General features: G+C 21.3%; 17 protein-coding genes and 4 tRNA genes. 13 read left to right on the top strand and 8 right to left on the bottom strand.

Annotated elements, in window-relative coordinates; translation table 11 throughout:
• The first annotated feature begins 81 nt into the window (after nucleotides 1-81).
• Nucleotides 82-738: a lipoyl(octanoyl) transferase LipB gene (lipB, locus tag RA161_00405; protein ID WMY97534.1), complete on the top strand. Its 657-nt coding sequence runs from the start codon at nucleotides 82-84 to the stop codon at nucleotides 736-738.
• Between the two features lie 31 nt (nucleotides 739-769).
• Nucleotides 770-1,735: a lipoyl synthase gene (lipA, locus tag RA161_00400; protein WMY97533.1), complete on the top strand. Its 966-nt coding sequence runs from the start codon at nucleotides 770-772 to the stop codon at nucleotides 1,733-1,735.
• Between the two features lie 75 nt (nucleotides 1,736-1,810).
• On the opposite strand, the gene cspE is transcribed toward lipA, so the two are convergent.
• From cspE to hpt, 3 genes are all read right to left on the bottom strand, one after another.
• Complete coding sequence (gene cspE, locus RA161_00395; protein WMY97532.1) at nucleotides 1,811-2,020, bottom strand: transcription antiterminator/RNA stability regulator CspE; 210 nt, start codon at nucleotides 2,018-2,020, stop codon at nucleotides 1,811-1,813.
• Nucleotides 2,021-2,295: 275 nt separating this feature from the next.
• Complete coding sequence (locus RA161_00390; GenBank protein WMY97531.1) at nucleotides 2,296-4,353, bottom strand: S9 family peptidase; 2,058 nt, start codon at nucleotides 4,351-4,353, stop codon at nucleotides 2,296-2,298.
• Between the two features lie 118 nt (nucleotides 4,354-4,471).
• Nucleotides 4,472-5,008 (bottom strand): hypoxanthine phosphoribosyltransferase, encoded by a 537-nt coding sequence (hpt, locus tag RA161_00385; protein ID WMY97530.1) that lies wholly within the window; start codon nucleotides 5,006-5,008, stop codon nucleotides 4,472-4,474.
• Between the two features lie 411 nt (nucleotides 5,009-5,419).
• Here hpt and RA161_00380 point away from each other — a divergent pair, with 411 nt between their 5' ends.
• Nucleotides 5,420-6,337, top strand: a complete 918-nt coding sequence (locus RA161_00380; protein ID WMY97529.1) for an ABC transporter ATP-binding protein — start codon at nucleotides 5,420-5,422, stop codon at nucleotides 6,335-6,337.
• A 24-nt stretch (nucleotides 6,338-6,361) separates the two neighbouring features.
• Nucleotides 6,362-7,132 (top strand): ABC transporter permease, encoded by a 771-nt coding sequence (locus tag RA161_00375; GenBank protein ID WMY97528.1) that lies wholly within the window; start codon nucleotides 6,362-6,364, stop codon nucleotides 7,130-7,132.
• Here RA161_00375 and gshA read toward each other — a convergent pair.
• Genes gshA through RA161_00360 form a run of 3 tightly spaced genes read right to left on the bottom strand, consistent with a single transcriptional unit; the run spans nucleotide 7,129 to nucleotide 10,905 of the window.
• Nucleotides 7,129-8,706, bottom strand: coding sequence for a glutamate--cysteine ligase (gene gshA / locus RA161_00370; GenBank protein WMY97527.1), 1,578 nt, complete (start codon nucleotides 8,704-8,706; stop codon nucleotides 7,129-7,131). The two genes, RA161_00375 and gshA, sit on opposite strands and share 4 nt — an antisense overlap.
• Nucleotides 8,707-8,750: 44 nt before the next feature.
• Nucleotides 8,751-9,827 carry an LPS export ABC transporter permease LptG gene (gene lptG / locus RA161_00365; protein WMY97526.1) on the bottom strand — a complete coding sequence of 359 codons (1,077 nt, stop codon included), beginning with the start codon at nucleotides 9,825-9,827 and terminating at the stop codon, nucleotides 8,751-8,753.
• A 46-nt stretch (nucleotides 9,828-9,873) separates the two neighbouring features.
• A complete protein-coding gene (locus RA161_00360) occupies nucleotides 9,874-10,905 on the bottom strand; it encodes an LptF/LptG family permease (protein WMY97525.1) in 1,032 nt (343 codons plus the stop codon).
• Between the two features lie 125 nt (nucleotides 10,906-11,030).
• Between RA161_00360 and RA161_00355 the strand changes: the two genes are divergently transcribed.
• The 5 genes from RA161_00355 (at nucleotide 11,031) to RA161_00335 (ending at nucleotide 15,827) form a co-directional block, all read left to right on the top strand.
• A complete protein-coding gene (locus RA161_00355; protein WMY97524.1) occupies nucleotides 11,031-12,530 on the top strand; it encodes a leucyl aminopeptidase in 1,500 nt (499 codons plus the stop codon).
• A gap of 25 nt (nucleotides 12,531-12,555) precedes the next feature.
• Entirely contained in the window at nucleotides 12,556-15,438 is a 2,883-nt protein-coding gene (locus tag RA161_00350) for a valine--tRNA ligase (protein WMY97523.1), read from the top strand.
• A 58-nt stretch (nucleotides 15,439-15,496) separates the two neighbouring features.
• A tRNA-Arg gene (locus tag RA161_00345) sits at nucleotides 15,497-15,570 on the top strand.
• A gap of 73 nt (nucleotides 15,571-15,643) precedes the next feature.
• Nucleotides 15,644-15,716 (top strand) — tRNA-His (locus tag RA161_00340).
• A gap of 37 nt (nucleotides 15,717-15,753) precedes the next feature.
• Nucleotides 15,754-15,827 (top strand) — tRNA-Pro (locus RA161_00335).
• A gap of 150 nt (nucleotides 15,828-15,977) precedes the next feature.
• On the opposite strand, the gene RA161_00330 is transcribed toward RA161_00335, so the two are convergent.
• Both RA161_00330 and ligA read right to left on the bottom strand, forming a co-directional pair.
• Nucleotides 15,978-16,050: transfer RNA gene (locus RA161_00330), tRNA-Ile, on the bottom strand.
• 68 nt (nucleotides 16,051-16,118) lie between these two features.
• Nucleotides 16,119-18,143, bottom strand: coding sequence for an NAD-dependent DNA ligase LigA (gene ligA / locus RA161_00325; protein ID WMY97522.1), 2,025 nt, complete (start codon nucleotides 18,141-18,143; stop codon nucleotides 16,119-16,121).
• A 117-nt stretch (nucleotides 18,144-18,260) separates the two neighbouring features.
• On the opposite strand from ligA, the gene rppH reads away from it, so the two are divergent.
• The 4 genes from rppH to recC are packed head-to-tail and all read left to right on the top strand — an operon-like array spanning nucleotide 18,261 to nucleotide 23,772.
• On the top strand, nucleotides 18,261-18,746 hold the full coding sequence (gene rppH, locus RA161_00320; protein ID WMY97521.1) for an RNA pyrophosphohydrolase: 486 nt from the start codon (nucleotides 18,261-18,263) through the stop codon (nucleotides 18,744-18,746).
• Between the two features lie 57 nt (nucleotides 18,747-18,803).
• Nucleotides 18,804-19,643, top strand: a complete 840-nt coding sequence (lgt, locus tag RA161_00315) for a prolipoprotein diacylglyceryl transferase (protein WMY97520.1) — start codon at nucleotides 18,804-18,806, stop codon at nucleotides 19,641-19,643.
• 36 nt (nucleotides 19,644-19,679) lie between these two features.
• Entirely contained in the window at nucleotides 19,680-20,531 is an 852-nt protein-coding gene (locus tag RA161_00310) for a thymidylate synthase (GenBank protein ID WMY97519.1), read from the top strand.
• Nucleotides 20,532-20,547: 16 nt separating this feature from the next.
• Nucleotides 20,548-23,772, top strand: a complete 3,225-nt coding sequence (recC, locus tag RA161_00305; GenBank protein WMY97518.1) for an exodeoxyribonuclease V subunit gamma — start codon at nucleotides 20,548-20,550, stop codon at nucleotides 23,770-23,772.
• Nucleotides 23,773-23,775: the final 3 nt, after the last annotated feature.

Below are 23,775 nucleotides of genomic sequence, written 5' to 3'. Positions count from 1 at the left end.
TTGTTATAAAATATAAAAAAATAAGTAAGTGAAAATTTCAAAATTACTAACAATTAGCATAATTTAATTATAAAAAAATAAATGTATAATCAACATCATTCTCAAAAAGAAATAATACTAAAAAATTTAGGAATACAAAATTATCAACATGTATTAAATGCAATGCATCAATTTAATCTAAAAAGAACGAAAAAAACAAAAGATGAGATATGGTTACTCGAACATTTTCCAGTTTTTACTCAAGGGAGAAATGGAAAAAATGAAAATATTTTATTTAAATCTCCTAAAATACCCATTATTCAATCTGATAGAGGAGGACAAATAACATTTCATGCACCTGGACAAAAAATAATGTATATTATGATAGATATAAAAAGAAATAATATCAATATTAGAAAATTAATTAATTCTTTAGAAACGACAGTAATCTATACATTACTTAAATTTAATATACATGCTTATTCTAAAATGCATGCACCAGGTGTCTATATAAAGAATAAAAAAATATGTTCTATTGGATTAAAAATTCAAAATGGATATTCATTACATGGATTAGCATTTAACATTAAAATGGATCTTAAACCATTTGATTATATTAATCCTTGTGGATTTAAAAAAATGAAAATGACTCAACTAAGCGAATTTACTAATAACTTTAGTATAAAAAAAATAGATTCTCTTTTAATAAAAAAGTTTTGCCAATTACTAAATTTTAAAGTATTAAATAATAATACTTAATACAAATAAAACACTTTAATATCAAATCATTATGAATAAAAAAAATAAAAATCATGCTTCATTACTAAATAATGACTATTCTTCTAAAAAAAAATTTTCGATTCCTATTACAACATTAACATCTAAAAAAATAAAAAAATTAAAAAAACCTACATGGATTAAAATTAAATTGCCTTCTAATCACAAACGAATTCAAAAAATAAAAAGAATAATAAAAAAAAACAATCTAAATTCTATATGTGAAGAAGCATCTTGTCCTAACATTGCAGAATGTTTCAATAAAGGAACAGCAACATTTATGATTTTAGGATCAATTTGTACAAGGAAATGTCCATTTTGTAATGTTAATCATGGCAGACCAAAACTACCTGATCAAAACGAACCTAAAAAACTAGCACAAGCTATTAAAAAAATGAAATTAAATTATGTTGTTATTACATCAGTTGACAGAGATGATCTTCGAGATGGAGGAGCAAAACAGTTTTCGTATTCTATAAATGCAATTCGAGAAGAAAATAAAAATATAAAAATAGAAATTCTTGTTCCAGATTTTAGAGGATGTACAAAATTAGCACTAAAAATACTAAAAAATTCTCCACCGGATGTCTTTAACCATAATATTGAAAATGTACCTAGAATATATAAAATCGTTCGACCTGGAGCTAATTATAAAAAATCACTGCTCTTGTTAAAAAATTTTAAAAAAATGAATCCTAATATACCAACCAAATCTGGATTAATGTTAGGACTAGGAGAAACCGATGAAGAAATTTTAGAAGTAATGTCTGATTTAAGACATCATGGAGTAAATATGTTAACACTAGGGCAATATTTACAACCTAGTTTAAATCATTTACCAGTTTTGCGTTATATTACTATGGAAAAATTTTCTTTTTTTAAAGAAAAAGCAAAAAAAATGGGTTTTATTAATGTTGCTTCTGGTCCTTTAGTAAGATCTTCATATCATGCAGATTTACAAGCAAAAAATTTAAAATAAAAAAAATAAAACCGCCTCATTATCTTAACTAAGACGGTTATTAGAAATAATATTCTATTACTTTATTTCTTTACTTTAAATTACAACTACATTCATTGCTGATGGTCCTTTCGCACCTTCAGAAATTTCAAATTCAACTTTTTGTCCTTCAGACAAAGTCTTAAATCCTTCAGATTGAATAGCTGTAAAATGAACAAAAACATCTTTCGTTCCATCTTCTGGTGTAATAAATCCAAATCCTTTTGCCTCATTAAACCATTTAACATTACCTTTAACTTTTAACATCAAGATTACCTTTAATATAAAATATATTGTTTACTACTAAATATAAAATTGTTATAAATTTGTATAATACTACAAATAAAATATTATACGTCCATTCTTTTTCAATAAAAGAATAAAAAAAAATTTTAAAATATTTTTAAAAAAATTAAAAAAATAAATTTTAATTTTATCAAATTAATATTTTAATTTAATAATTTTACAAATATTTACAAAATATTTCAATATAAATAATATTTATTTTTAATATAAAAAAATAAATTTAAATTATAAAAAAATTATGATAAATCAAAATTCAAAAAATATTTATGAAAATCTAATAACATTAATATAAAAGTATATTGAAATGCAAGCTCCATTAATTGATTAAAGCGACCACATTCTCCATAATGACCAGAATTCATATTAATCTTTAGCAATAAAACCGTATTACCTACTTTCATTTCTCTTAATTTTGCAACCCATTTTACAGGTTCCCAATATTGTACTTGAGAATCATATAGACTAGTCGTAACTAACATATGAGGGTAACGTTGTTTTTTAACATTATCGTAAGGACTATAAGACTTTAATAAAAAATAAATATCCTTATCTTTTTTTGGATTTCCCCATTCATCATATTCTCCTGTAGTTAAAGGAATAGAAGGATCTAACATAGTAGTTAAAACATCTACAAAAGGAACTAAAGATATAATACCTTTATATAAATTTGGTTTTTCATTAGAAATGACTCCCATCAATAAACCACCTGCACTACCTCCAAGTGCATACACTTCTTTTTTATTCCCATAACCTAAATTTAATATTTCTTGAGTTGCATCAATAAAATCATTAAAAGTATTTTTTTTATTTCTTAATTTTCCTTGTTGATACCAATTATCTCCTAAATCTCCTCCTCCTCTAACATGAACAAAAGCATATATAAAACCTCGATCTAATAAAACTAATCGAGAAGAATTAAATATAGGATCTATACTAATACCATAAGCACCATAAGCATAAAAAAGAATAGGATTATCATATTTTTTAAATAAATTCATACGATAAAGTATAGATACTGGAATTTTTATTCCATCACGTGATTTTATCCATAATCTTAAACTGTTATATTCTTTTTCATTATAATCTTTTATTTTTTCTTTTTTTAAAATTTTGGATTGATGAGTAGACATATTTACTTGCATAATAGTAATGGGAGTAGTAAATGATGAATATACGTATCTTAAATAAGGTGAATTTGATTCAAAATTATCAGTACACCAAGTCATATATAAAGATTCATTAAAAGAAATAGTATTTTTTTGTTTAGTTTTTAAATTAATATAACTGATTTTTAATAAACCATAAAATCTTTCTTCAATAACTAACCAAAAATTAAATAATAAAAAATTTTCTAAATAAACTTCTTCTTTTGGTGAATAAATTTTTTTCCAAAAAAATCCAATATTTTTAGATGTATAAATATCAAAATTTTTAGATTCACAATTAGATCGTATATAAAATAAATCATTTAAATGATCTAGTTTATATTTATGTCCTATTTTTCTTTTTAAAAAAATTTTTATATTTTTTGTATTATTAAAATCAATTATTCGATATTCATTTGTTTCTGTACTATTACATTCTAGAAAAACATATTTTTTTGAAGCACTATTTTGAATATTTAACGAAAACGTATCATCTAATTCTTCATAAATTTTTATATCTTTTATTTCATTTTGTCCATATTGATAATAAAATAATTGATATGGTCTTAATGTTACTGAATGATTTCTAATGTATAGAAATACATTGTTATTCATCCAAATAATATTAGAAGAAACATTTTTAATAATTCTATTATTCCATTTTTTATTACTTAAATTTTTAAAAGAAATTTCATACTGACATCTTCCTTTAAAATCTTCTGCGATAGCTAAAGTTTTATTATCTTCAGAAATTGCAATATTAGATAAATAATAAAATTTTTTTCCTTTAGCTCTTTGATTACCATTAACTAAAATATTCCAATTCTCTTTATTTTTACTAATTAATTTACGTTGGAAAATTGGATATTCATTATTATTGTTATAAATAACACGATATAAATAACCATTATATCTATATGGTACTGTTTTTTTACTTTTATGAATACGATTAATTAATTCTTTAAAAATATTTTTTTTTAATAAATTACCACTTTTTAAAACTTTTTCTGTATAAAGATTTTCTTTATTTAAATGATCTAGAACTTCATATTTTTTTCTACTTTCATCACGAAGCCAAAAATAATTATCAATTCTAATATCATTATTTAATACAAATTTTTTTGGTTTTTTTTTTGCTATAGGAAACACTGTTTTTACTCCAAAAAATTTAAAGATATCAATAAAATATCTGTATTTAATAAAACACTTATATATGGAATTATATTAATATATACAATGAATATAAAAAATAAAATAATTAAAAAAATTATTTTTTTAACTTAACAAGATGTGCAATATAAGGTAAATGACGATATTGTTGTGAATAATCAATACCGTAACCTACGACAAATTCATTTTTAATAGAATAGCCAATCCAATTAATAGGAACATCAACTTCTCTTCTTGATGGTTTATCTAATAAAGTACAAATAGTAATAGATTTCGGAAGTCTTAATTCTAAAATATCACGAACTTTCTTTAAAGTGTTACCTGAATCTATAATATCCTCTACTAATAAAACATTCTTCCCACAAATATTTTCATCAAGATCTTTTATAATTTTTACATCTCGTGTAGAATAAGTACGATTTTCATAACTAGAAACTATCATAAAATCTACTTCATGAGGAATATTAATTTTTCTACATAAATCAGCCATAAAAATAAATGAACCTTTTAATAAACCAACTAATAATAATTCATTTGTATTATCACGATAATATTCCACAATACTACTTGCCATTTCATTAATACGATTTTTAATATTTAATTCTGTTATCATTATTTTAATAATTGGTTTCATATTTTTAATTTTTTTATATTAATATGAATAAAAAAATAGACGATATAAATATTAAATTTTTTAATAAATTATTTTTATAATAACAAATTTAATCAATGCTGATTATTAAATTTTTTATTCATTATTTAAATAACTAATATTATAGTACTAGATAAATTATGTTTTAAGATATTTAAATTTAAAAAAAATGCTATATAAATACATTTTATAAATTCTGTTTTCTTATATTAACTCTTTTTTATACAAAAAATTTAAAATTAAAATATTTATATTACGCATCATTTACTATATCAATATTTATTTTTAATAAAATATAATCATTCATAAAGTAAATAAAAAATTTTAAAAAATATTTTATATAATACTTGTATACTAAGTATAGTTTTATTTACATAATAAATAAGGCTTTTTATGAGTTATTCTCTAGAATTAATTAAAGTCACTAAAACATATCCAGGAAATATTAAAGCTTTAAAAGGCATAAATCTATCAGTAAAAATAGGTGATTTTTATGCTTTATTAGGACCAAATGGAGCAGGAAAATCTACTACAATCAGCATTGTTACTTCACTAGTAAATAAAACAAGTGGAATTGTAAAAATATTTGGATACAATTTAGATAAAAATATTGTTCAAGTAAAACGTCAATTAGGATTAGTTCCACAAGAATTTAATTTTAACCCGTTCGAAACTGTTTTACAAATTGTTTTAAATCAAGCAGGTTATTATGGAGTACCACGTAAATTGGCAAAATTAAGAGCAGAAATGTATCTTTCACAACTTTCTCTATGGAATAAAAGAAATGAATGTGCACGAGATCTATCTGGAGGAATGAAACGTCGTCTTATGCTTGCAAGAGCACTAATGCATCAACCAAAACTACTGATATTAGATGAACCTACTGCAGGAGTAGATATAGAATTACGTAGATCAATGTGGAATTTTTTAAAAAAATTAAATCAAAATGGTACTACGATTATCTTAACCACACATTACCTTGAAGAAGCAGAAACATTATGTCGAAATATTGGTATCATACATAATGGAAAGTTAATAAAAAATACAAGTATGAAAACTTTATTGAATCAATCTAATTTAAAAACTTTTATTTTTGATTTAAAACCAAATAGTCCTCAACCAAAAATTAAAGGGTACAAAATAAAAATTATTGATCATTTAACATTAGAAGTTAATTTATCAAAAAATCAAAACCTAAATGATTTATTTTTTCAATTATCCAAACAAAAAATTTATATAATTAATATGAGAAACAAAATTAATCGATTAGAAGAATTTTTTTTAAACTTATTAACAAACAATAAAAAATAATTTTTTTATAAGCAGAGATAAACTATGATAAAAATATATTGGACAGCAATGAAAACTATTTGGATAAAAGAAATAATGAGATTCATTAGAATATGGATACAAACGCTATTTCCTCCAATAATGACCATTTCACTATATTTTATTATTTTTGGAAATTTAATTGGAACAAAAATAGGTGATATGGAAGGAGTAAATTATATTGAATTTATTGTTCCTGGATTAATTATGATGTCAGTAATAACTAATTCTTATGCAAATGTTTGTTCTTCTTTCTTTGGAGCAAAATTTCAAAAAAGTATTGAAGAACTGCTAATAGCACCAGTTCCCAATCATGTTATAATTATAGGTTTTGTTGGTGGTGGTGTAGCTAGAGGAATTCTAGTAGGTATTTTAGTTACTATGATTTCTATTTTTTTTATACCTTTAAATATTCATTCATGGTTAGCTGTAATTATTACAATATTAATGACTGCTATTTTATTTTCTTTAGCAGGATTATTAAATGCTATTTTTGCAAAAACATTTGATGATATCAGTATTATTCCAACTTTTATTTTGACTCCTTTAACTTATTTAGGTGGAGTATTTTACTCTTTAACTGTACTTCCAGATATATGGAAAACGATATCTAAATTAAATCCAATTGTATACATGATAAGTGGATTACGTTATGGTTTTCTAGGAATTAAAATTGTAAATTTTCCAATTACTGTTGTTATATTAACAACATTTATAATCATATTATATACTATGATTTGGAAATTAATGGAAATGGGGAAGGGTATTAAAAATTAATATTTTTTTAAAAAATACATTTTTAAATAATCGTCAAAACTAATTTTATTCTCTTTTTCTAATCTTTTTTGCTTTTCTATTGAATATAATTTTTTATGATAAAAATCATTATTATTAAGAATTTGATAACTCTCTTTCTTTACTTTTTGATAATAATTTTTAGCCAATTCTAATCCATATTCATCAATACCTTTTTCTAATATAGATGATAATAATTGACCTGAATATGTTAACTCTGGATTTTCTACCATATTCATTAGTTTTATACATATTTTTTCGTATTTCGTATTTAATGCCATATCTAAAAGATACGCAATTTTTAACAAATCATGAAAAAAAGATTTTGCTACTTCTCTAATTGGTATTAAAGTTTTTTTATTCAATACATAAATAACCTGACCAGGTTTTCTTCCTTTAAGGACTACATTTTTAAAATTTATTTTACAAACTTTAAATTCTTTTTTATTCATTGGAGGTGAATCTGCACAAAGACACCAAATAAGAAAAAGATCTAAAAAATTTATTTGTAATTTATCTACACCAATATGATTAAATGGATTAATATCTAATATTCTTATTTCAAGATATTCAATTCCATCTTTTGATAAAGCATCAATTAAAGATCTATGATTTTTAAGAATTCTTTTTGGTCTAATTGGAGCATAAAATTCATTTTCTATTTGTAATAAATTAGTATTAATCTGAATATATTGTCCTATTTTATTCTTAATTCCTAATTTTGAAAATTTAGCAAATGGCTTACTCATAGCATTTTTTAAATTCTTAATATAATTTTTTAAATTATTATATGAAATAGTTAATTTATCTTGAATATCATTTGTATAACCCAAACTACTCATTCTTAATGAAGTTGCATATGGTAAATAATAAGTATTTTTAACTCCTTTTTTTAAAAAAAACCTTTTTTCTTTGCCTTGCAGAAAAGAACCGGAAATAGCAGGAGATGTACCAAATAAATAAGGAATTAACCAATTAAAACGATAATAATTACGAATTAAATTAAAATAACCATCTGAGATACTGAGATTTCTTTTATTTTGAAAATTATTTTTTTTCCATTCATTCCAAAATATAGATGGAAAAGAGAAATTATAGTGTACTCCAGAAATTATCTGCATTAAAGATCCATATCTATGTTTTAATCCTTCTCTGTATAATGTCTTAAAACGACCAATGTTAGAATCTCCATATTTTGCAATTATAATATTATTTGGATTATCTATAAAACAAGGCATACTTAATGGCCATATCAATTCACCATTTAAATTTAAAATACTATACCGATATAAATCTTGTAAAAATGTTAAAATATATTTAACATCAGTATGTGTTGGAGTAATAAATTCTAATAAAGATTCAGAAAAATCTGTAGTAATCCAAGGATGAGTTAATGCTTTTCCAAATACTTTTGGATGCAAAGTATTTGCTAATTTTCCTGATTGAGTAATCCTTAAACCCTCACGTTCAACTCCTCTTTTAATATAACGAAGAGAGCATAAAATATTAGGATTTTCTCTCAACCATATTAGTGATTTTGAAATATCTGGAATCAAAAAAAATCTCCAAGTAATGTTTAATTAAAAAAGTGAAATATTTTCTAATATTTTTTTAAAATTAAAAAACTAATCATACAAAATAACAAATTTGGTATTAATAAAATTAACCAAATAGAAAAATAATTATACAAAAAATTAACACTACTAACCAATTCATTTAATATATAAAAAATAAAGCCTAAAAATATAGAAAGTAAAACTCTAATACTATTTAAAATATTTCGAAATGGACCTAAAATTAATGAAATCGACATAAATAACATTGTAATTATTGATAAAGGAAAAAAAATTTTTTTCCATAAATTAATTTCATAAATGAATAGTTTTTTTTTATTAAATTTAAAATATCGCATACAATCATATAACTCTTTAATAGATAAAGAATGTGGATTAAGAAATAATAATTTGATTTTTTTTGGGGACAGAATCGTTTTCCAAAATATATATTTATGTTTTAATCGAACAATTTTTTTATAATTATGTAATTGTAATTCATCAATATTAAATAATTTCCAACTCACTTCTCTATAATTATAAATTCCATAAATAGAATGAATTATTTTTTTAATTTTAAATTTTTTATCCAATATATAAATAGAAATATCTTTAGCTTCATTTTGATTAATAATTTTTTTAAAAAAAATAAAATAATTTTCGTTTTTCAACCATATATTTTCTTGATTAAAAAAAAAAGAATGTTTAAATATTTTTTCGCTTTTATAACTTCTCAAAATTTTTTCTAAATCAGGTACAATAAATTCAGAAATTATAATCATAAAAAATGTTAATATAATAGCTACTTTAATAATTGAAAAAATAATTTTAATTTTAGAAAAACCAATAGATTCAAAAACAATTAATTCATTATGATTTGATAAATCACTAATAGCTAATATTCCTCCTAATAAAGTAAATATAGGAAATAACGTAACTATATCTTTAGGAATATTTAATAATACGAAATATAATACATCAACAATCGTATAATTTTCTCCATTAATTTTTTTAATTTGTTCAAAAAATTTAATTATAGATGATAAAGAAATTATCACAAAAAAAGATTGAAACATAAAATACAAAAAATGAAACCCTATATATCGTTCTATTACTTTAAACATTAATAAAATATCCTATTTAACATATACATGAATATTATGTAAAAATTTAACAATTCATCATTATTGAAATAAAGAAAAATATAAAACTTATAATCCACATTATAAATATAATATTAATTCCATATTGATTAAAATGAATATGTAAAAGATTTTCTAAAATAAAAAATATTAAAAAAAGTAAAACAGGAATAATTGTTTTTAAAATTTTTTCTTTTCTGAAATGTGTTTCAGATAATGGAACCGTCATTATACCTATAATGAACAATGAAAAAACTAATATCAAACGCCAATGAAATTCTATTTTTGATTCAATATCATTATTTTTCCAAAGCTCTATAAATTTTTTTTCTTCTATTTGAGAAATAAAATTATTTTTTTTTTGGTGAAGAAAAAAAATATATTCATTTAAATGAGTTATGTTTATTGGATTATGAAATCTTGATTTTTCATAACGTGTTACATTTTTTAAAATAATTTTTTTTTTATCTTTACAAAAAAAACCAAAATTTGATATAATTATGGATTCGGATATTTTATTTATTTCTTTTTTTTGTATAATAAATAAATTATTTAATTGTTCTCCATTAATATCTTCAATAAAAAAAATAATTTTTTTATCTTTTGTTTCTTGAAATCTATTTTCAAATGAATTAATAATAGAACTATTAAAATTTTCTTCATTTAATATTTTTTTTTGAAATGATATAGATGAAGGTAAAATATACATAACATTAATCATCATTAAAATTGCACTAAAAAAAGATAAAACCAAAGATGTAAAAATAAGAATTTTTTTATTCATGCCACAAGAATACATAACAATAATTTCAGAATTTGTATACAATTTCCCATAAGAAATTAAAATTCCTAATAAAAGACTTAATGGCAAAATAATTTGAATGATATGCGGAATAAACAATCCTAATAAAATTATTATTAAATTACTGGAAATATTTTTATAATTTGTTGAAGTTAATATATAAATTATTTTTTGAATTAAAAAAATAATTTTTAAAACAAAAAAAACAGAAATTTGTTTTTTAAAAGATTCTTTTAATAAATATTGAAAAAAAATCATGTAATTATATCCTAATTGTACTTAATATAAAATTAATTAATATCTATTTAGATTATCAGATCTAGATTCTGTTATTTAAATAACAATAAAAAAATATTATAAAAAAATAATAAAAGAGAAAAAAAATGTTTGAATTTAAAACAAATAATAATTTATTTTTAAAAAAAAATGATTATTGCATAATCATTCCTATTTTTAATGAATGTAAATTACATCAATTAACAAAAAAAATTAATGACATAACAAATAACTATATTTTAAAAATATTAAAAAAAGGAGATTTAAATAAAAAAAATGGTAATACATTATTACTTTATAATGTGCCAAATATAAATGCAGATAGAATATTGTTAGTTTTATGTGGACAAGAAAATAAAATTAATGAAAAAAAATATGAGAATATCATAAAAAAAATTATTAACAAGTTAATTAAAATTAATGAAAAAAAATTTATTTTTTTATTACATTATTTACATGTTTTAAATAAAAATAATTATTGGAAAATTAGAAAAACAATAGAAATTATTCTAGATGAAACATATAGTTTTGATCTTTTAAAAAGTAAAAAAAAAACAGAAATTAAAAAAGAAATAATATTTTATTTATCTCAATCTGATGAATATTTAACTACACAAAATGCAATTAAAGATGCTTTGGCTATTCAAGAATCAATTAATAGTGTTAAAAACCTTGCAAATATGCCACCAAATATTTGTAATTCATCTTATTTTTTTATGAAATCAGATCAATTAAAAAAAAAATACTCCACTATTAAATTAGAAATTATAGACGAAAATATGATGAAAAAATTAGGTATGAATGCATATCTAGCAGTGGGTTCTGGATCAAAAAATAAATCTTTAATGATTATAATGAAATATAATGAAAAAAAATATGAAGAAAAAAAACCAATTATTCTTATTGGAAAGGGATTAACATTTGATTCTGGAGGTATTTCAATTAAACCATCTAATCATATGAATGAAATGAAATATGATATGTCTGGCGCTGCTGTCGTGTATGGTATTATGAAATTTCTTGCAATATTAAAATTGCCAATTTATGTTATTGGTGTTTTAGCATTATGTGAAAATATGTTAAGTAGTGCAGCGTATAGACCAGGAGATATTATTAAAACGATGTCTAAAAAAACAGTTGAAGTACTGAATACTGACGCAGAAGGAAGATTAGTACTATGTGATGTATTAACTTATGTTTCTAAATATAACCCAGAAATTGTAATCGATATAGCTACACTAACAGGAGCATGTGTAATAGCATTAGGCACTTATTATAATGGATTGATATCTAATAATAACCAATTAGCAAAAGAAATTATAAATGCAGGAAAAGAAAGTAATGATAAAGCTTGGCAATTACCTTTAGATGAAGATTTTAATTTGCAATTACAATCAAACCATGCAGATATATCAAATGTAGGAGGAGTTCCTGGAGGAACAATTACTGCCGGTTGTTTTTTACATTTTTTTGCAAAAAAATATTGTTGGGCTCATCTAGATATTGCCGGCACAGCATGGAAAACAGGAAATAATAAGAATTCAACTGGAAGACCAATGAAATTGTTAGCTCAATTTCTTATGAATCGTGTTAAAAACAATAAATAAAAAACAAAAAAAATTTAAAAAATCAATGAATAAAACAAAAAAAAATAAAATTTATAAAAAAACATCATATTCTTCTTTGAAAAAATTCGAACAAAACATATATAAAAAATGGGAACTAAATGGATTTTTTAAACCTACTAAAAATAAAAAAGAAAATTTTTGTATTGTTATACCACCTCCTAATATAACTGGTTCTTTACATTTGGGACATGCCTTTCAACAAACAATTATGGATATTTTAATTCGTTATAATCGTATGCAAGGAAAAAATACACTTTGGCAATCTGGAATCGATCATGCTGGAATAGCTGCTCAAATCTTATTAGAGAATAAAATTCTCATAAAAGAAAAAAAAAATAGGTATAATTTAGAAAAAAAAGAATTTAAAAAAAAGATGCTTCAATGGAAGCAAAATATACAAAAAAAAATTTTTATGCAAATGAAACGATTAGGAAATTCTATAGATTGGACCAAAAAACGTTTCACTATGGATAAAGATTTTCAAAAATCAGTTAAAAAAGCATTTATTAGTTTGTATGAAGATAAACTTATTTATCGTGGAAAAAAATTAGTTAATTGGGATCCTAAATTACGTACTGCAATTTCAGATTTAGAAATTGAGAATAAAAAAACTCAAGGATTTGTTTGGCATATTCAATATCAAATTCTAAATCAAAATAATTTAAATTATATTTCTATAGCTACAACAAGACCAGAAACTATATTGGGTGATACAGCACTAGCTGTAAATCCTAATGATATTAGGTATCAAAAATTAATAGGAAAAACAGCATTAGTTCCATTAATTAATCGGATTATTCCTATTATTTCTGATAAATCTGTAGATATTAATCAAGGAACAGGATGTATGAAAATTACTCCAGCACATGATTTTACAGATTATGAAATTGCTAAACGTCATAAATTACCCATGATTAATATCCTTGATTCAAAAGGAAATATTCTTAAAAAATTAGAAATATTTGATAGTAATGGTAATAAAAGCAAAATTTTTTCATCTAATATACCATTAATATATCAAAAAATAAATCGTTTTTCTGCACGTAAAATCATTATTGAAAAATTAAAAGAAAAAAAATTGTTAACTAAAATTGAAAAAGATTGCATTATACTTCCATATAGTGATCGAGGAGGAGTTGTTGTTGAACCAATGCTGACTGATCAATGGTATTTAAAAGTATCTCAATTAAAAGAAAAAGCTATTGATATTGTAAAAAATGGGTCGATTAAATTTATTCCTAAAGAATATGAAAACATTTATTTTTCTTGGATGAACATTATCCAAGATTGGTGTATTTCTAGACAAATATGGTGGGGTCATCCAATACCTGCATGGTATGATAAAAATGGAAATATTTATGTTGGAAATAATTTAAGTGAAATAAGAAAAAAATATAAATTACATAAAAATATTTTATTAAAACAAGATCCTGATGTATTAGATACTTGGTTTTCATCAAGTTTATGGACTTTTTCGGTATTAGGTTGGCCAAAAAATACTTCTGAACTTAAACAATTTCATCCAACAAATGTTTTAGTTAGTGGATTTGATATCATTTTTTTTTGGATATCACGTATGATAATGTTAACACTTTATTTCATTAAAGATAAACACGGAAAATCACAAATTCCATTTAAACATGTTTATATTACAGCTTTAGTACGTGATGAAAATAAACAAAAAATGTCTAAATTTAAAGGAAATGTTATTGATCCTATTGATATGATTGATGGAATATCTTTAAAAAAATTATTAAAAAAAAGAACAAATGATATAATCAAACAAACAATAAAAGACAAAATTATTAAAAATACAAAAAAAACATATCCTAATGGAATACCTGGATATGGAACAGATGCACTAAGATTTACACTAGCTTCTCTTTCATCTGCTAATAGAAATGTTTTTTGGAACATGAATAAACTTGTTGGATACAGAAATTTTTGTAATAAGTTATGGAATGCTAGTCAATATATTTTAAATAATGTTGATATTAAAATAAATGATCAAAAAACAAAAATTGTATTTTCTGACATAGATTTATGGGTCGTTTCAAAATTAAACAACACGATTAAAACTTATCGTCATGCCTTAGATAATTACAGATTTGATATAGCAACAAATATTTTGTATCATTTTATTTGGAATGAATTTTGTGATTGGTATTTAGAATTGTCTAAAATAGTTTTTAAACAAGAAAAAGAAAAAAATAAAATAGCAACTCAAAAAATATTAATTGAAACACTAGAAAAATTACTTAGATTAGCACATCCTATTATTCCATTTATTACAGAAATAATTTGGCAAAAAATAAAAAAAATATTGAAATTTAAAGAAAATACAATCATGATAACAAAATTTCCAAAATATAATTCTATTTATATCAATAAAAAAGCAGAATATTCTGTAAAATGGATAAAAAAGATAATAGTGAGTATACGAAATATTAGAAAAAAAATGAAAATATCATTTAATAAACCATTAAAAATATTTTTAAAAATAAAAAATAAAAAAATAAAACAAATATTAGTAGATAATATTATTTATATTAAATTTATGGGAAATTTAATAAATATAAAATTTTTAAAATATTCTGATTTTAATCATGATATTCATTATATCACATTTATTGATGATGAAATAAAAATCATTATTCCAAAAATAGATTTAATAAATAAAAATGAAGCATTAAATCTTATTAATAAAAAAATAAATAAAATAAAAAATTATATTAATTTAATACAAAATAAACTAAAAAATAACAACTTTTTAAAAAAAGCACCTTCAAATATTATTCAAAAAACACATGATCTTTTAGAAAAAAATTTAAAATCTTATACAAAACTGAAAAAAGAAAAAAAAATATTAAAAACACTTAAAAATTAATAATGTTATACAAAAAATTTTTTTATATAAATTTTAGTAATAACTTGTTAGAATAAATGCGCTCGTAGCTCATATGGATAGAGCACTGTTCTCCGAAGACAGAGGAATCAGGTTCAAATCCTGTCGAGCGCAGTTTTTATAAAAATAAAATTTGTCATATATAATAAATAATATATAATTAAAATTTAATCAAATTAAAATAATGGTGACTATAGCTCAGATGGTAGAGTCCCGGATTGTGATTCCGGTTGTCATGGGTTCGAATCCCATTAGTCACCCATTATTTTTAATATTATTAATTAATTAATTATATTTCGGCGAGTAGCGCAGTTTGGTAGCGCAACTGGTTTGGGACCAGTGGGTCGGAGGTTCAAATCCTCTCTCGCCGAAAAAATTTTTTTCTTTTAATAAAATTTATGTCCTTTATAAATATAAAACATACAATTTTCACTTGAATGTTTTTAAAAATCATTCAAGTGAAAATTGTATGTTTTATATTTAATGATCATTAAAAAATATATTATTTATACAATATAATTTGGCCCTTGCTGGATTCGAACCAGCGACCAAACGATTATGAGTCGTACGCTCTAACCACTGAGCTAAAGGGCCTAACAAATACTAGATTTTATCATATATATAAATATCAATAAATACAATTAAACTAAAAAAATATTTAATTAATTTTTTTTAAAAATTTTTATTAATTTATTTTCATCTAAAATTTTAACGTTTAATAATTTAGCTTGATTAAATTTAGAACCAACCTTTTCTCCAATAATCAAATAATGTATCTTCTTAGAAACAAAATTATAAATCCTTGCACCTAAAGAAATAAATCTTCTTTCCAATTCTTTCCGTTTAAAATTTACTAATCTTCCAGTAAATACAATATTTTTATTATTAAAAATATTTTTGTAATAAAAATCTTCTTTTTTTTCTTGAACAGACAAAATTTTTAATTTTTTCGAAAGTTTTTTAATAAAAAAAATATTTTTTTCTTGACTTAAAAAGTCAAGAATATTTTTTGCAATATTCATTCCAATACCGTCAATTTGATTTAAAGAATTGAAATCAGATTTCAAAAAAAAATCTAATTTTTTATAACGAATAGCTAAATTTTTAGAATTTATTTTTCCTACATCTCTAATTCCTAAAGCATATATAAAATTAGATAAAAAAACTTTTCTACTATTTTTAATAGAATAAAGTAATTTTAAAGCAGATTTTTCTTGAAAATTATTTAACTTCATTAACATATCTTTATTTAAAGAATAAAAATCTAAAACAGTTTTCAGATATTTGTTATCAACTAACTGATTAATAATATTTATTCCAATACCCTGAATATTCATTGCATCATAAGATACGAAATGAATTAAAAATTTTTTAAGCTGATAAATACATGAAAATCCTGACAAACAACGAATATTAACTTCATCTTTATATCGTACAAGTTTAGATTGACAACCAGGACATTGAATTGGAAAAATAACTTTTTTGCTGTTTTTTAAACGTTTTTTAATAATAACGTTAATAATTTTGGGAATAACATCACCAGATCTTCGAACAACTACAGTATCTCCTATATGTAAATTTAAACGTTTTATTTCATTAATATTATATAAATTTGCGTTTTTAATTTTTACCCCAGAAATCATTACAGGTTTTAATTTAGCAACTGGAGTAATCACACCAGTTCTTCCAACCTGAAAATCAATATTTTTTAATGTTGTTAACTTTTCTTGTGCAGGAAATTTATATGCTATAGCCCAATTTGGAGCATAATTATTACTTCCAAGTTTGTTTTGAATTTTTATTGAATTAATTTTAATCACAATGCCGTCAATATCAAATTTAAGATTTGAACGCTGATCTTGCATTTTTTGATAATAATCAAAAATATCTTTATCAGAATTAACAAGTTTTGTTTGCTTATTAATAATAAAACCCCATTCTTTCATCTTAACTAAGCAATCATAATAAGAACAAGGCAAATTAAACGTCTTTGAGAAACCACCAATACCATGAGGGAAAAAATTTAATTTTCTTTTAGCTGTAATTAATGGATTTAATTGACGTAATGATCCAGAAGCTGCATTCCTAGGATTACTAAATATTTTTCCTTTATTTTTTCTTATTATATTTTTATTGAGACTTTCAAAATCTTTATGCATCATAAAGATTTCTCCACGAATCTCAATATATTCAGGTATATGATTGCCTAATAATTTTAAAGGAATATTTGAAATATAATGTACATTTTCTGTAACATCTTCACCTATAATCCCATTTCCTCTAGTAGAAGCACGAATTAACTTTCCAAATTTATAAAGTAAATTAATTGCTAATCCATCTATTTTTAGTTCACAACAATAAATAATATTTTCAATACAACCTAACTTTTTTTTTATTTTACTTTGAAATAAATAATAATCTTTTTTACTAAAAATATTTTCTAATGATAACATTGGGTTTTGATGCTTTACTTTTTTTAATAAACCTGAAGGAATATAACCAACATTATTTATTGGAGTATTATCAGTAAAAAATTCTGGATATTGATCCTTAATATTTTTTAATTTTTTTAACATACGATCATATTCTATATCAGGTAAAATAGGCTCATTTAACTCATGATAAAGATATTGATGATATCTAATTTCATTTATAATCCAATGAATATATTTTTTAATATTATTCATATCTTTCAAAACTTTTAATTTAAGGATAAATTTTAAAATATAAGTATTATATAATATATAACATATATTATATTTTAATTTTTAACAGAATTTAAGATATTTAATGAGAACCATTTAATGATAGATAATAAAGGTTATCGATACAATGTAGGCATTATTATTTGCAATAAAAAAACACAAGTACTATGGGCACGTCGATTTGGAAAAAATGCATGGCAATTTCCACAAGGAGGTATTCAATATTTAGAATCGCCTATAGAAGCTATGTATCGAGAATTATTTGAAGAAATTGGATTATCTAAGCAAGATGTAAAAATATTGACACATACAAAAAAATGGACAAAATATAAAATACCAAAAAAATTAATAAGAAAAGATAGTAACCCAACTTGTATTGGACAAAAACAAAAATGGTTTTTATTAAAATTAATTACTCATGAATATAATATTAATATTCTTAGAAGTAAAAATCCTGAATTTGATCATTGGAAATGGGTAAACTATTGGTATCCATTAAAAAAAGTAATTTCTTTTAAAAGAAATGTTTATAAACATGTTATGAAACAATTTGAACCCATTGTAATGTCTCTAAATTTAAAATAATTTAATATATTTTAAAATTAAACTTAAAGATATATTTTTAATTATACTTTTTTATAAATGAAAGATTATATAAATTTTCCAAATATTAATCCTATATTAATATCTTTTAACTTTTTTTCTATCCATTGGTATGGATTAATGTATTTTTTTGGATTTATTTTTGCTTTATGGTATAGCAATAAAACAAATTACAAAAAACAATGGGGCAAAGAAAAAATAAATGACTTTTTATTTAATACATTTTTTAGTCTTGTTATTGGTGGAAGAATAGGATATATATTATTTTATAATCTTAATTTTTTTATACACAATCCTATACATATTTTTAAAATATGGGAAGGAGGAATGTCTTTTCATGGAGGACTTATTGGTGTTATTATTAACACAGTATTATTCTCTAAAAAAAATAATTTCAATTTTTTTAAAATAAGTGATTTTTTAGCACAATTAACACCATTTGGATTAATATTAGGACGAATAGGAAATTTTATTAATGGAGAATTATGGGGAAAAATTACACTAAATCAAAAATTTGGCATGATTTTTCCGCAATCAAAATATTTAGATTTCATAATCATACAAAACAACCCTAAATTATTACCTATATTTGAAAAATATGGATCTTTACCACGTCATCCTTCTCAATTGTATGAAATGTTTTTTGAAGGATTTGTTTTATTTATTATATTAAATTTTTTAATACCTAAAAAGGTACTAATTGGAACAAAGTCAAGTTTATTTTTAATTGGATATGGATTTTTTAGATTCTTAATTGAATTTTTTCGTGAACCAGATTTTCAATTAGGACTATTTTTAGGTTTAAGTATGGGACAAATATTGTCTATACCAATGATAATTAGTGGATTATTTATTTATATTAAATTAAAATTTAGATAAAAAATATTTTTTTATTTATTTAAAATTTACTAATCTATGAAACAATATTTAAAATTATGTAAAAGAATTATAAATAATGGAGAATGGATTCTCAATAAAAGAACAGGAATGAAATGTTTAACAGTCATTAATGTAGATTTTGAATATGATGTAGAGAACAATTATTTCCCAATTATAACAACACGGAAAATACATTATAAATCTGCCATTTCAGAACTATTGGGATATTTAAGAGGATATTCTAATGCTTCACAATTTAGAAAAATTGGATGTAATACATGGAATGCCAATGCAAATAAAAATATATTATGGCTAAATAATCCAAATAGAAATGGAAAAGATGATATGGGCAGAGTTTATGGAGTACAAGGAAGATCTTGGATACGTCCTGATGGAACTTCTCTTGATCAATTAAAAAAAATTATAAAGAACTTATCTCATGGAATTGACGATAGAGCAGAAATATTAACTTTTTACAACCCAGGAGAATTAGAATTAGGTTGTCTTAAACCTTGTATGCATACACATACTTTTTCTTTAATGAATCGTAAATTATACTTAACTTCTTATCAAAGAAGTTGTGATGTTCCTATAGGGTTAAATTTTAATCAAATTCAATGTTTTATTTTACTTAAATTAATGGCAAAAATTACTAAAAATAAACCAGGAAAAGTATATCACAAAATTATCAATGCACATATTTATGAAAATCAATTAAAGATTATGCGTGATATTCAATTAAAAAGAACACCTTATCCTTTACCAAAATGTCATATTAATCCAAAAATTAAAAAATTAAAAGATATAGAAACATGGGTTACTAATAAAGATTTTAAAATTATCAATTATCAATACCATTCACCAATTTATTATCCATTTACTGTATAAATGTGTTTTGTTTATTATGATCAAAATATACGAATCTAATGATTTAAATATTCTAAAAAAAAATTTTTTGGAATTCTTAAAAAACAATCCTCTAAATAATATATGGGAAACAGAAATAATTTTATCACAATATTCAACTACTAATTGTTGGTTAGAAAAAGAAATTACAGAATGTTTAGAAATAAATTTTAATATAAATTTTTTTTTAATAAAAGTGTTTATAAAAAAAATTATTTTAAAATTATTTAAGTATAAAAAACATTATCTTTATTTTAATTCCATATCTATGCAATGGAAATTAATGGATATTATATTAAACAATATCCATAATCCTGTACTAAAAGATATTAAAAACTATTTAAATCGTGATTACAATCAAGAAAATTTATTTTTTTTATCCAAAAAAATTGTAAATTTATTTAACAAATATTTAATTTATCGTCCAGAATGGATAGTTCTTTGGGAAAAAGGTAAAGATATTAACATATTAAATAATACTCAAATATGGCAAAAATATTTATGGAATAAATTATATAATAATAAAAAAAAAAGTATTGAAAAAAATGTTTATATAAGATTTTTAAATTATTTACAAAATAATAAATTTTTAAAAATTCAATTACCAAAACGTATTTTTATTTGGAATCCAATAAAATTAGCACCTATTTATTATCAAATAATCAATGCACTGAATCAACATATCAAAATTTATATTTTTTTTTATAAACCAATATATCAATTTATTGATATGAAAAATATCAAATACAATTATAACAATAATTTTTTTCTAAATCCATTAATAAAATCTTGTATTGAAAACTATCGTCAAACTGAATATTTTTTTTCAAAATTTAAAAAAAAAATAAATATTCGATTCAATATTGAAATAGATAAAAAAAATTTACTAAAAAATATTCAATATGATTTTTTATATTTAAAAAATAAATATAAAAATAATATAAATTTAAAAAAAAGAAAAATTAATTCAAACGATCAATCTATAACTTTTCATTCATGTTCTTCTAAAAAAATAGAAATAGAAGTTTTGTATAATTATATTTTAAATATATTAAATAATAATATCAATGTGGAACCAAAAGATATAATTGTTGTATTACCTAATATTAATACATATATACCATATATTAATTCTATATTTAATAATCCTAATAATTTAAATCAAAAAATATTATTTTCTATTTTTGATGAAATAGATAAAAAAACATATGCTATTTTTCAAACTTTTTTATTAATTTTAAAATTACCTGAATCTAGATGTACTAATGAAGAAATTATTAATTTTTTGGAAATTTCATATATAGGAAATAAATTTTCCATATATGAAAAAGATATTTCTTTATTAAAAGAAATTGTTAAATATTCTGGAATAAGATATGGATTAGATCAAAAACATATTAAAGAATTAAAACTCCCAAAAACTGAAAAAAACACATGGCAATTTGGTTTAAATAGAATATTACTTGGATTAACAATTGATCAAAATATAGGACAATGGAAAAATATCATTCCTTATAATAATAATCATCAAAAAACTAAAGAACTAGTAGGTAATTTACATAAATTTATTGAAAAAATAAAACAATGGAAATTTGAATTAAAAAAAAATAGAAATTTTCTAAAATGGCTACCAATTTGTAAAAAAATATTAAAAACATTTTTTGTTTGCAATCAAGATACTCAAAAATCCTTAATATATATAAGAAAAAAATGGAACAAAATTATAAATAATGGAATTCAAATAAATTATTCAAATAAAATATCAGTATCCACTATTTTTTACAGTTTAAATGAAATAATTAATCAAAAAATCAATAAAAGTAATATTTTTATGAAAAATAATATTGTTTTTTGCGATTTTAGTCAAATACATTCTATATCTTTTAAAATAATATGTATTTTAGGAATGAATTATCCGTATTATCCTCAAGTAAAAATACCTTGTCATTTGAATTTAATCAATCAAAAACCTAAAATAAGTGATCATAATCAATATGATAATGAATGCAATCTATTTTTAAATCTTTTAAGTATCGCATCAAAAGAAATATATCTTAGCTATATCTCTTATTCTAAAAATAAGAAAAAAAAATATCCATCTGTTTTATTTGAATCATTACTCAATTATATTATCGATAATTTTTTCTTAGAAAGAGATATTAAATTAGATGATCAAGTACAAAAAAAAAGAATAAAAAAGTTCCTATTTAATAAACATAGTCAATTACCTTTTGATAAAAATGTTTCTTTATCAAACACTATGTATCAAAATTACTTTAAAACATCGATACCTATTATAAAGAAAAAAAAAAACTACCAAACAAACATCAAAAAAATTGAAAAAATTTCACTTAAAAAAATAATCAAATTTTATCAACATCCAATAAAAACATATTTTCAAGAAAGTTTAAAAATTAATTTTGATATTCCAAATATTCAATTAGATAATGAAGAACCTTTTTTTTTAAATAATTTAGAAAAATATCATTTTAATAAAAAGTTATTAGAATATTTATTAAATGGAAAACCAATAAAAAAAATATTTAGTGAATTTCAAAAAATAGGTTTTTCCCCATTAAAAAACTTTGGAAAAATATACTTAGAAAAAGAAATACATAATATTATGTTATTAATAGAAAAAATTAAAAAAAAAACACTAAATAATAAAGAAAAAGTATTTAAAATCAAATCAAATTCTATGAAAATTTTTGGAAAAATAAAAAATATATACCAAAATGGTATTATTCATTATCGTACTTCAAATTTAACAATTAATGATGGAATATTACTATGGATCGAACATTTAATTTATTGTTCTTTTATTAAACCAAAAAAAAGTTATTTTTTTGGTATAAATAATACAGAATGGTGTTTTTATCCAATATACCAACATCAGGCAATAGAATATTTAAAAGAATTAATTTATACCTACAAAATAGGTATGCAAAATCCATTTATTTTTTTAAAACAAAGTGGATGGAGCTGGTTAAAATCTTTTTATAAAAAAAAAGATCAATCTTTTGATTTTCAATCAAAAGATTTACTAGAAAAAGCAAATATAAAATTAATGACAAAATTAGAAGGAAACAAATATCAACAAGGAGAAATCAATGATATTTATATACAACGATTATACCAAAATATAAATAACAATTTAATTCAACAAATTAAAAAAAATGCTTATACTTACTTATTTCCAATGTTTTTTTTTAAAAAAAAATAATTA

The organism is Arsenophonus sp. (genome assembly GCA_031446085.1).
In the GTDB taxonomy this organism is placed as follows: Bacteria; Pseudomonadota; Gammaproteobacteria; order Enterobacterales; family Enterobacteriaceae.
This window is presented reverse-complemented; position numbering and strand designations above follow the sequence as displayed.

What these genes read in the sequence shown, in the direction of transcription:
- lipB (WMY97534.1), top strand. Translation starts at nt 82, where the DNA reads ATGTATAATCAACATCATTCTCAAAAAGAAATAATACTAAAAAATTTA.
- lipA (WMY97533.1), top strand. Translation starts at nt 770, where the DNA reads ATGAATAAAAAAAATAAAAATCATGCTTCATTACTAAATAATGACTAT.
- cspE (WMY97532.1), bottom strand. Translation starts at nt 2,020, where the DNA reads ATGTTAAAAGTTAAAGGTAATGTTAAATGGTTTAATGAGGCAAAAGGA.
- hpt (WMY97530.1), bottom strand. Translation starts at nt 5,008, where the DNA reads ATGAAACCAATTATTAAAATAATGATAACAGAATTAAATATTAAAAAT.
- RA161_00380 (WMY97529.1), top strand. Translation starts at nt 5,420, where the DNA reads ATGAGTTATTCTCTAGAATTAATTAAAGTCACTAAAACATATCCAGGA.
- RA161_00375 (WMY97528.1), top strand. Translation starts at nt 6,362, where the DNA reads ATGATAAAAATATATTGGACAGCAATGAAAACTATTTGGATAAAAGAA.
- lptG (WMY97526.1), bottom strand. Translation starts at nt 9,827, where the DNA reads ATGTTTAAAGTAATAGAACGATATATAGGGTTTCATTTTTTGTATTTT.
- RA161_00360 (WMY97525.1), bottom strand. Translation starts at nt 10,905, where the DNA reads ATGATTTTTTTTCAATATTTATTAAAAGAATCTTTTAAAAAACAAATT.
- RA161_00355 (WMY97524.1), top strand. Translation starts at nt 11,031, where the DNA reads ATGTTTGAATTTAAAACAAATAATAATTTATTTTTAAAAAAAAATGAT.
- RA161_00350 (WMY97523.1), top strand. Translation starts at nt 12,556, where the DNA reads ATGAATAAAACAAAAAAAAATAAAATTTATAAAAAAACATCATATTCT.
- ligA (WMY97522.1), bottom strand. Translation starts at nt 18,143, where the DNA reads ATGAATAATATTAAAAAATATATTCATTGGATTATAAATGAAATTAGA.
- rppH (WMY97521.1), top strand. Translation starts at nt 18,261, where the DNA reads ATGATAGATAATAAAGGTTATCGATACAATGTAGGCATTATTATTTGC.
- lgt (WMY97520.1), top strand. Translation starts at nt 18,804, where the DNA reads ATGAAAGATTATATAAATTTTCCAAATATTAATCCTATATTAATATCT.
- RA161_00310 (WMY97519.1), top strand. Translation starts at nt 19,680, where the DNA reads ATGAAACAATATTTAAAATTATGTAAAAGAATTATAAATAATGGAGAA.
- recC (WMY97518.1), top strand. Translation starts at nt 20,548, where the DNA reads ATGATCAAAATATACGAATCTAATGATTTAAATATTCTAAAAAAAAAT.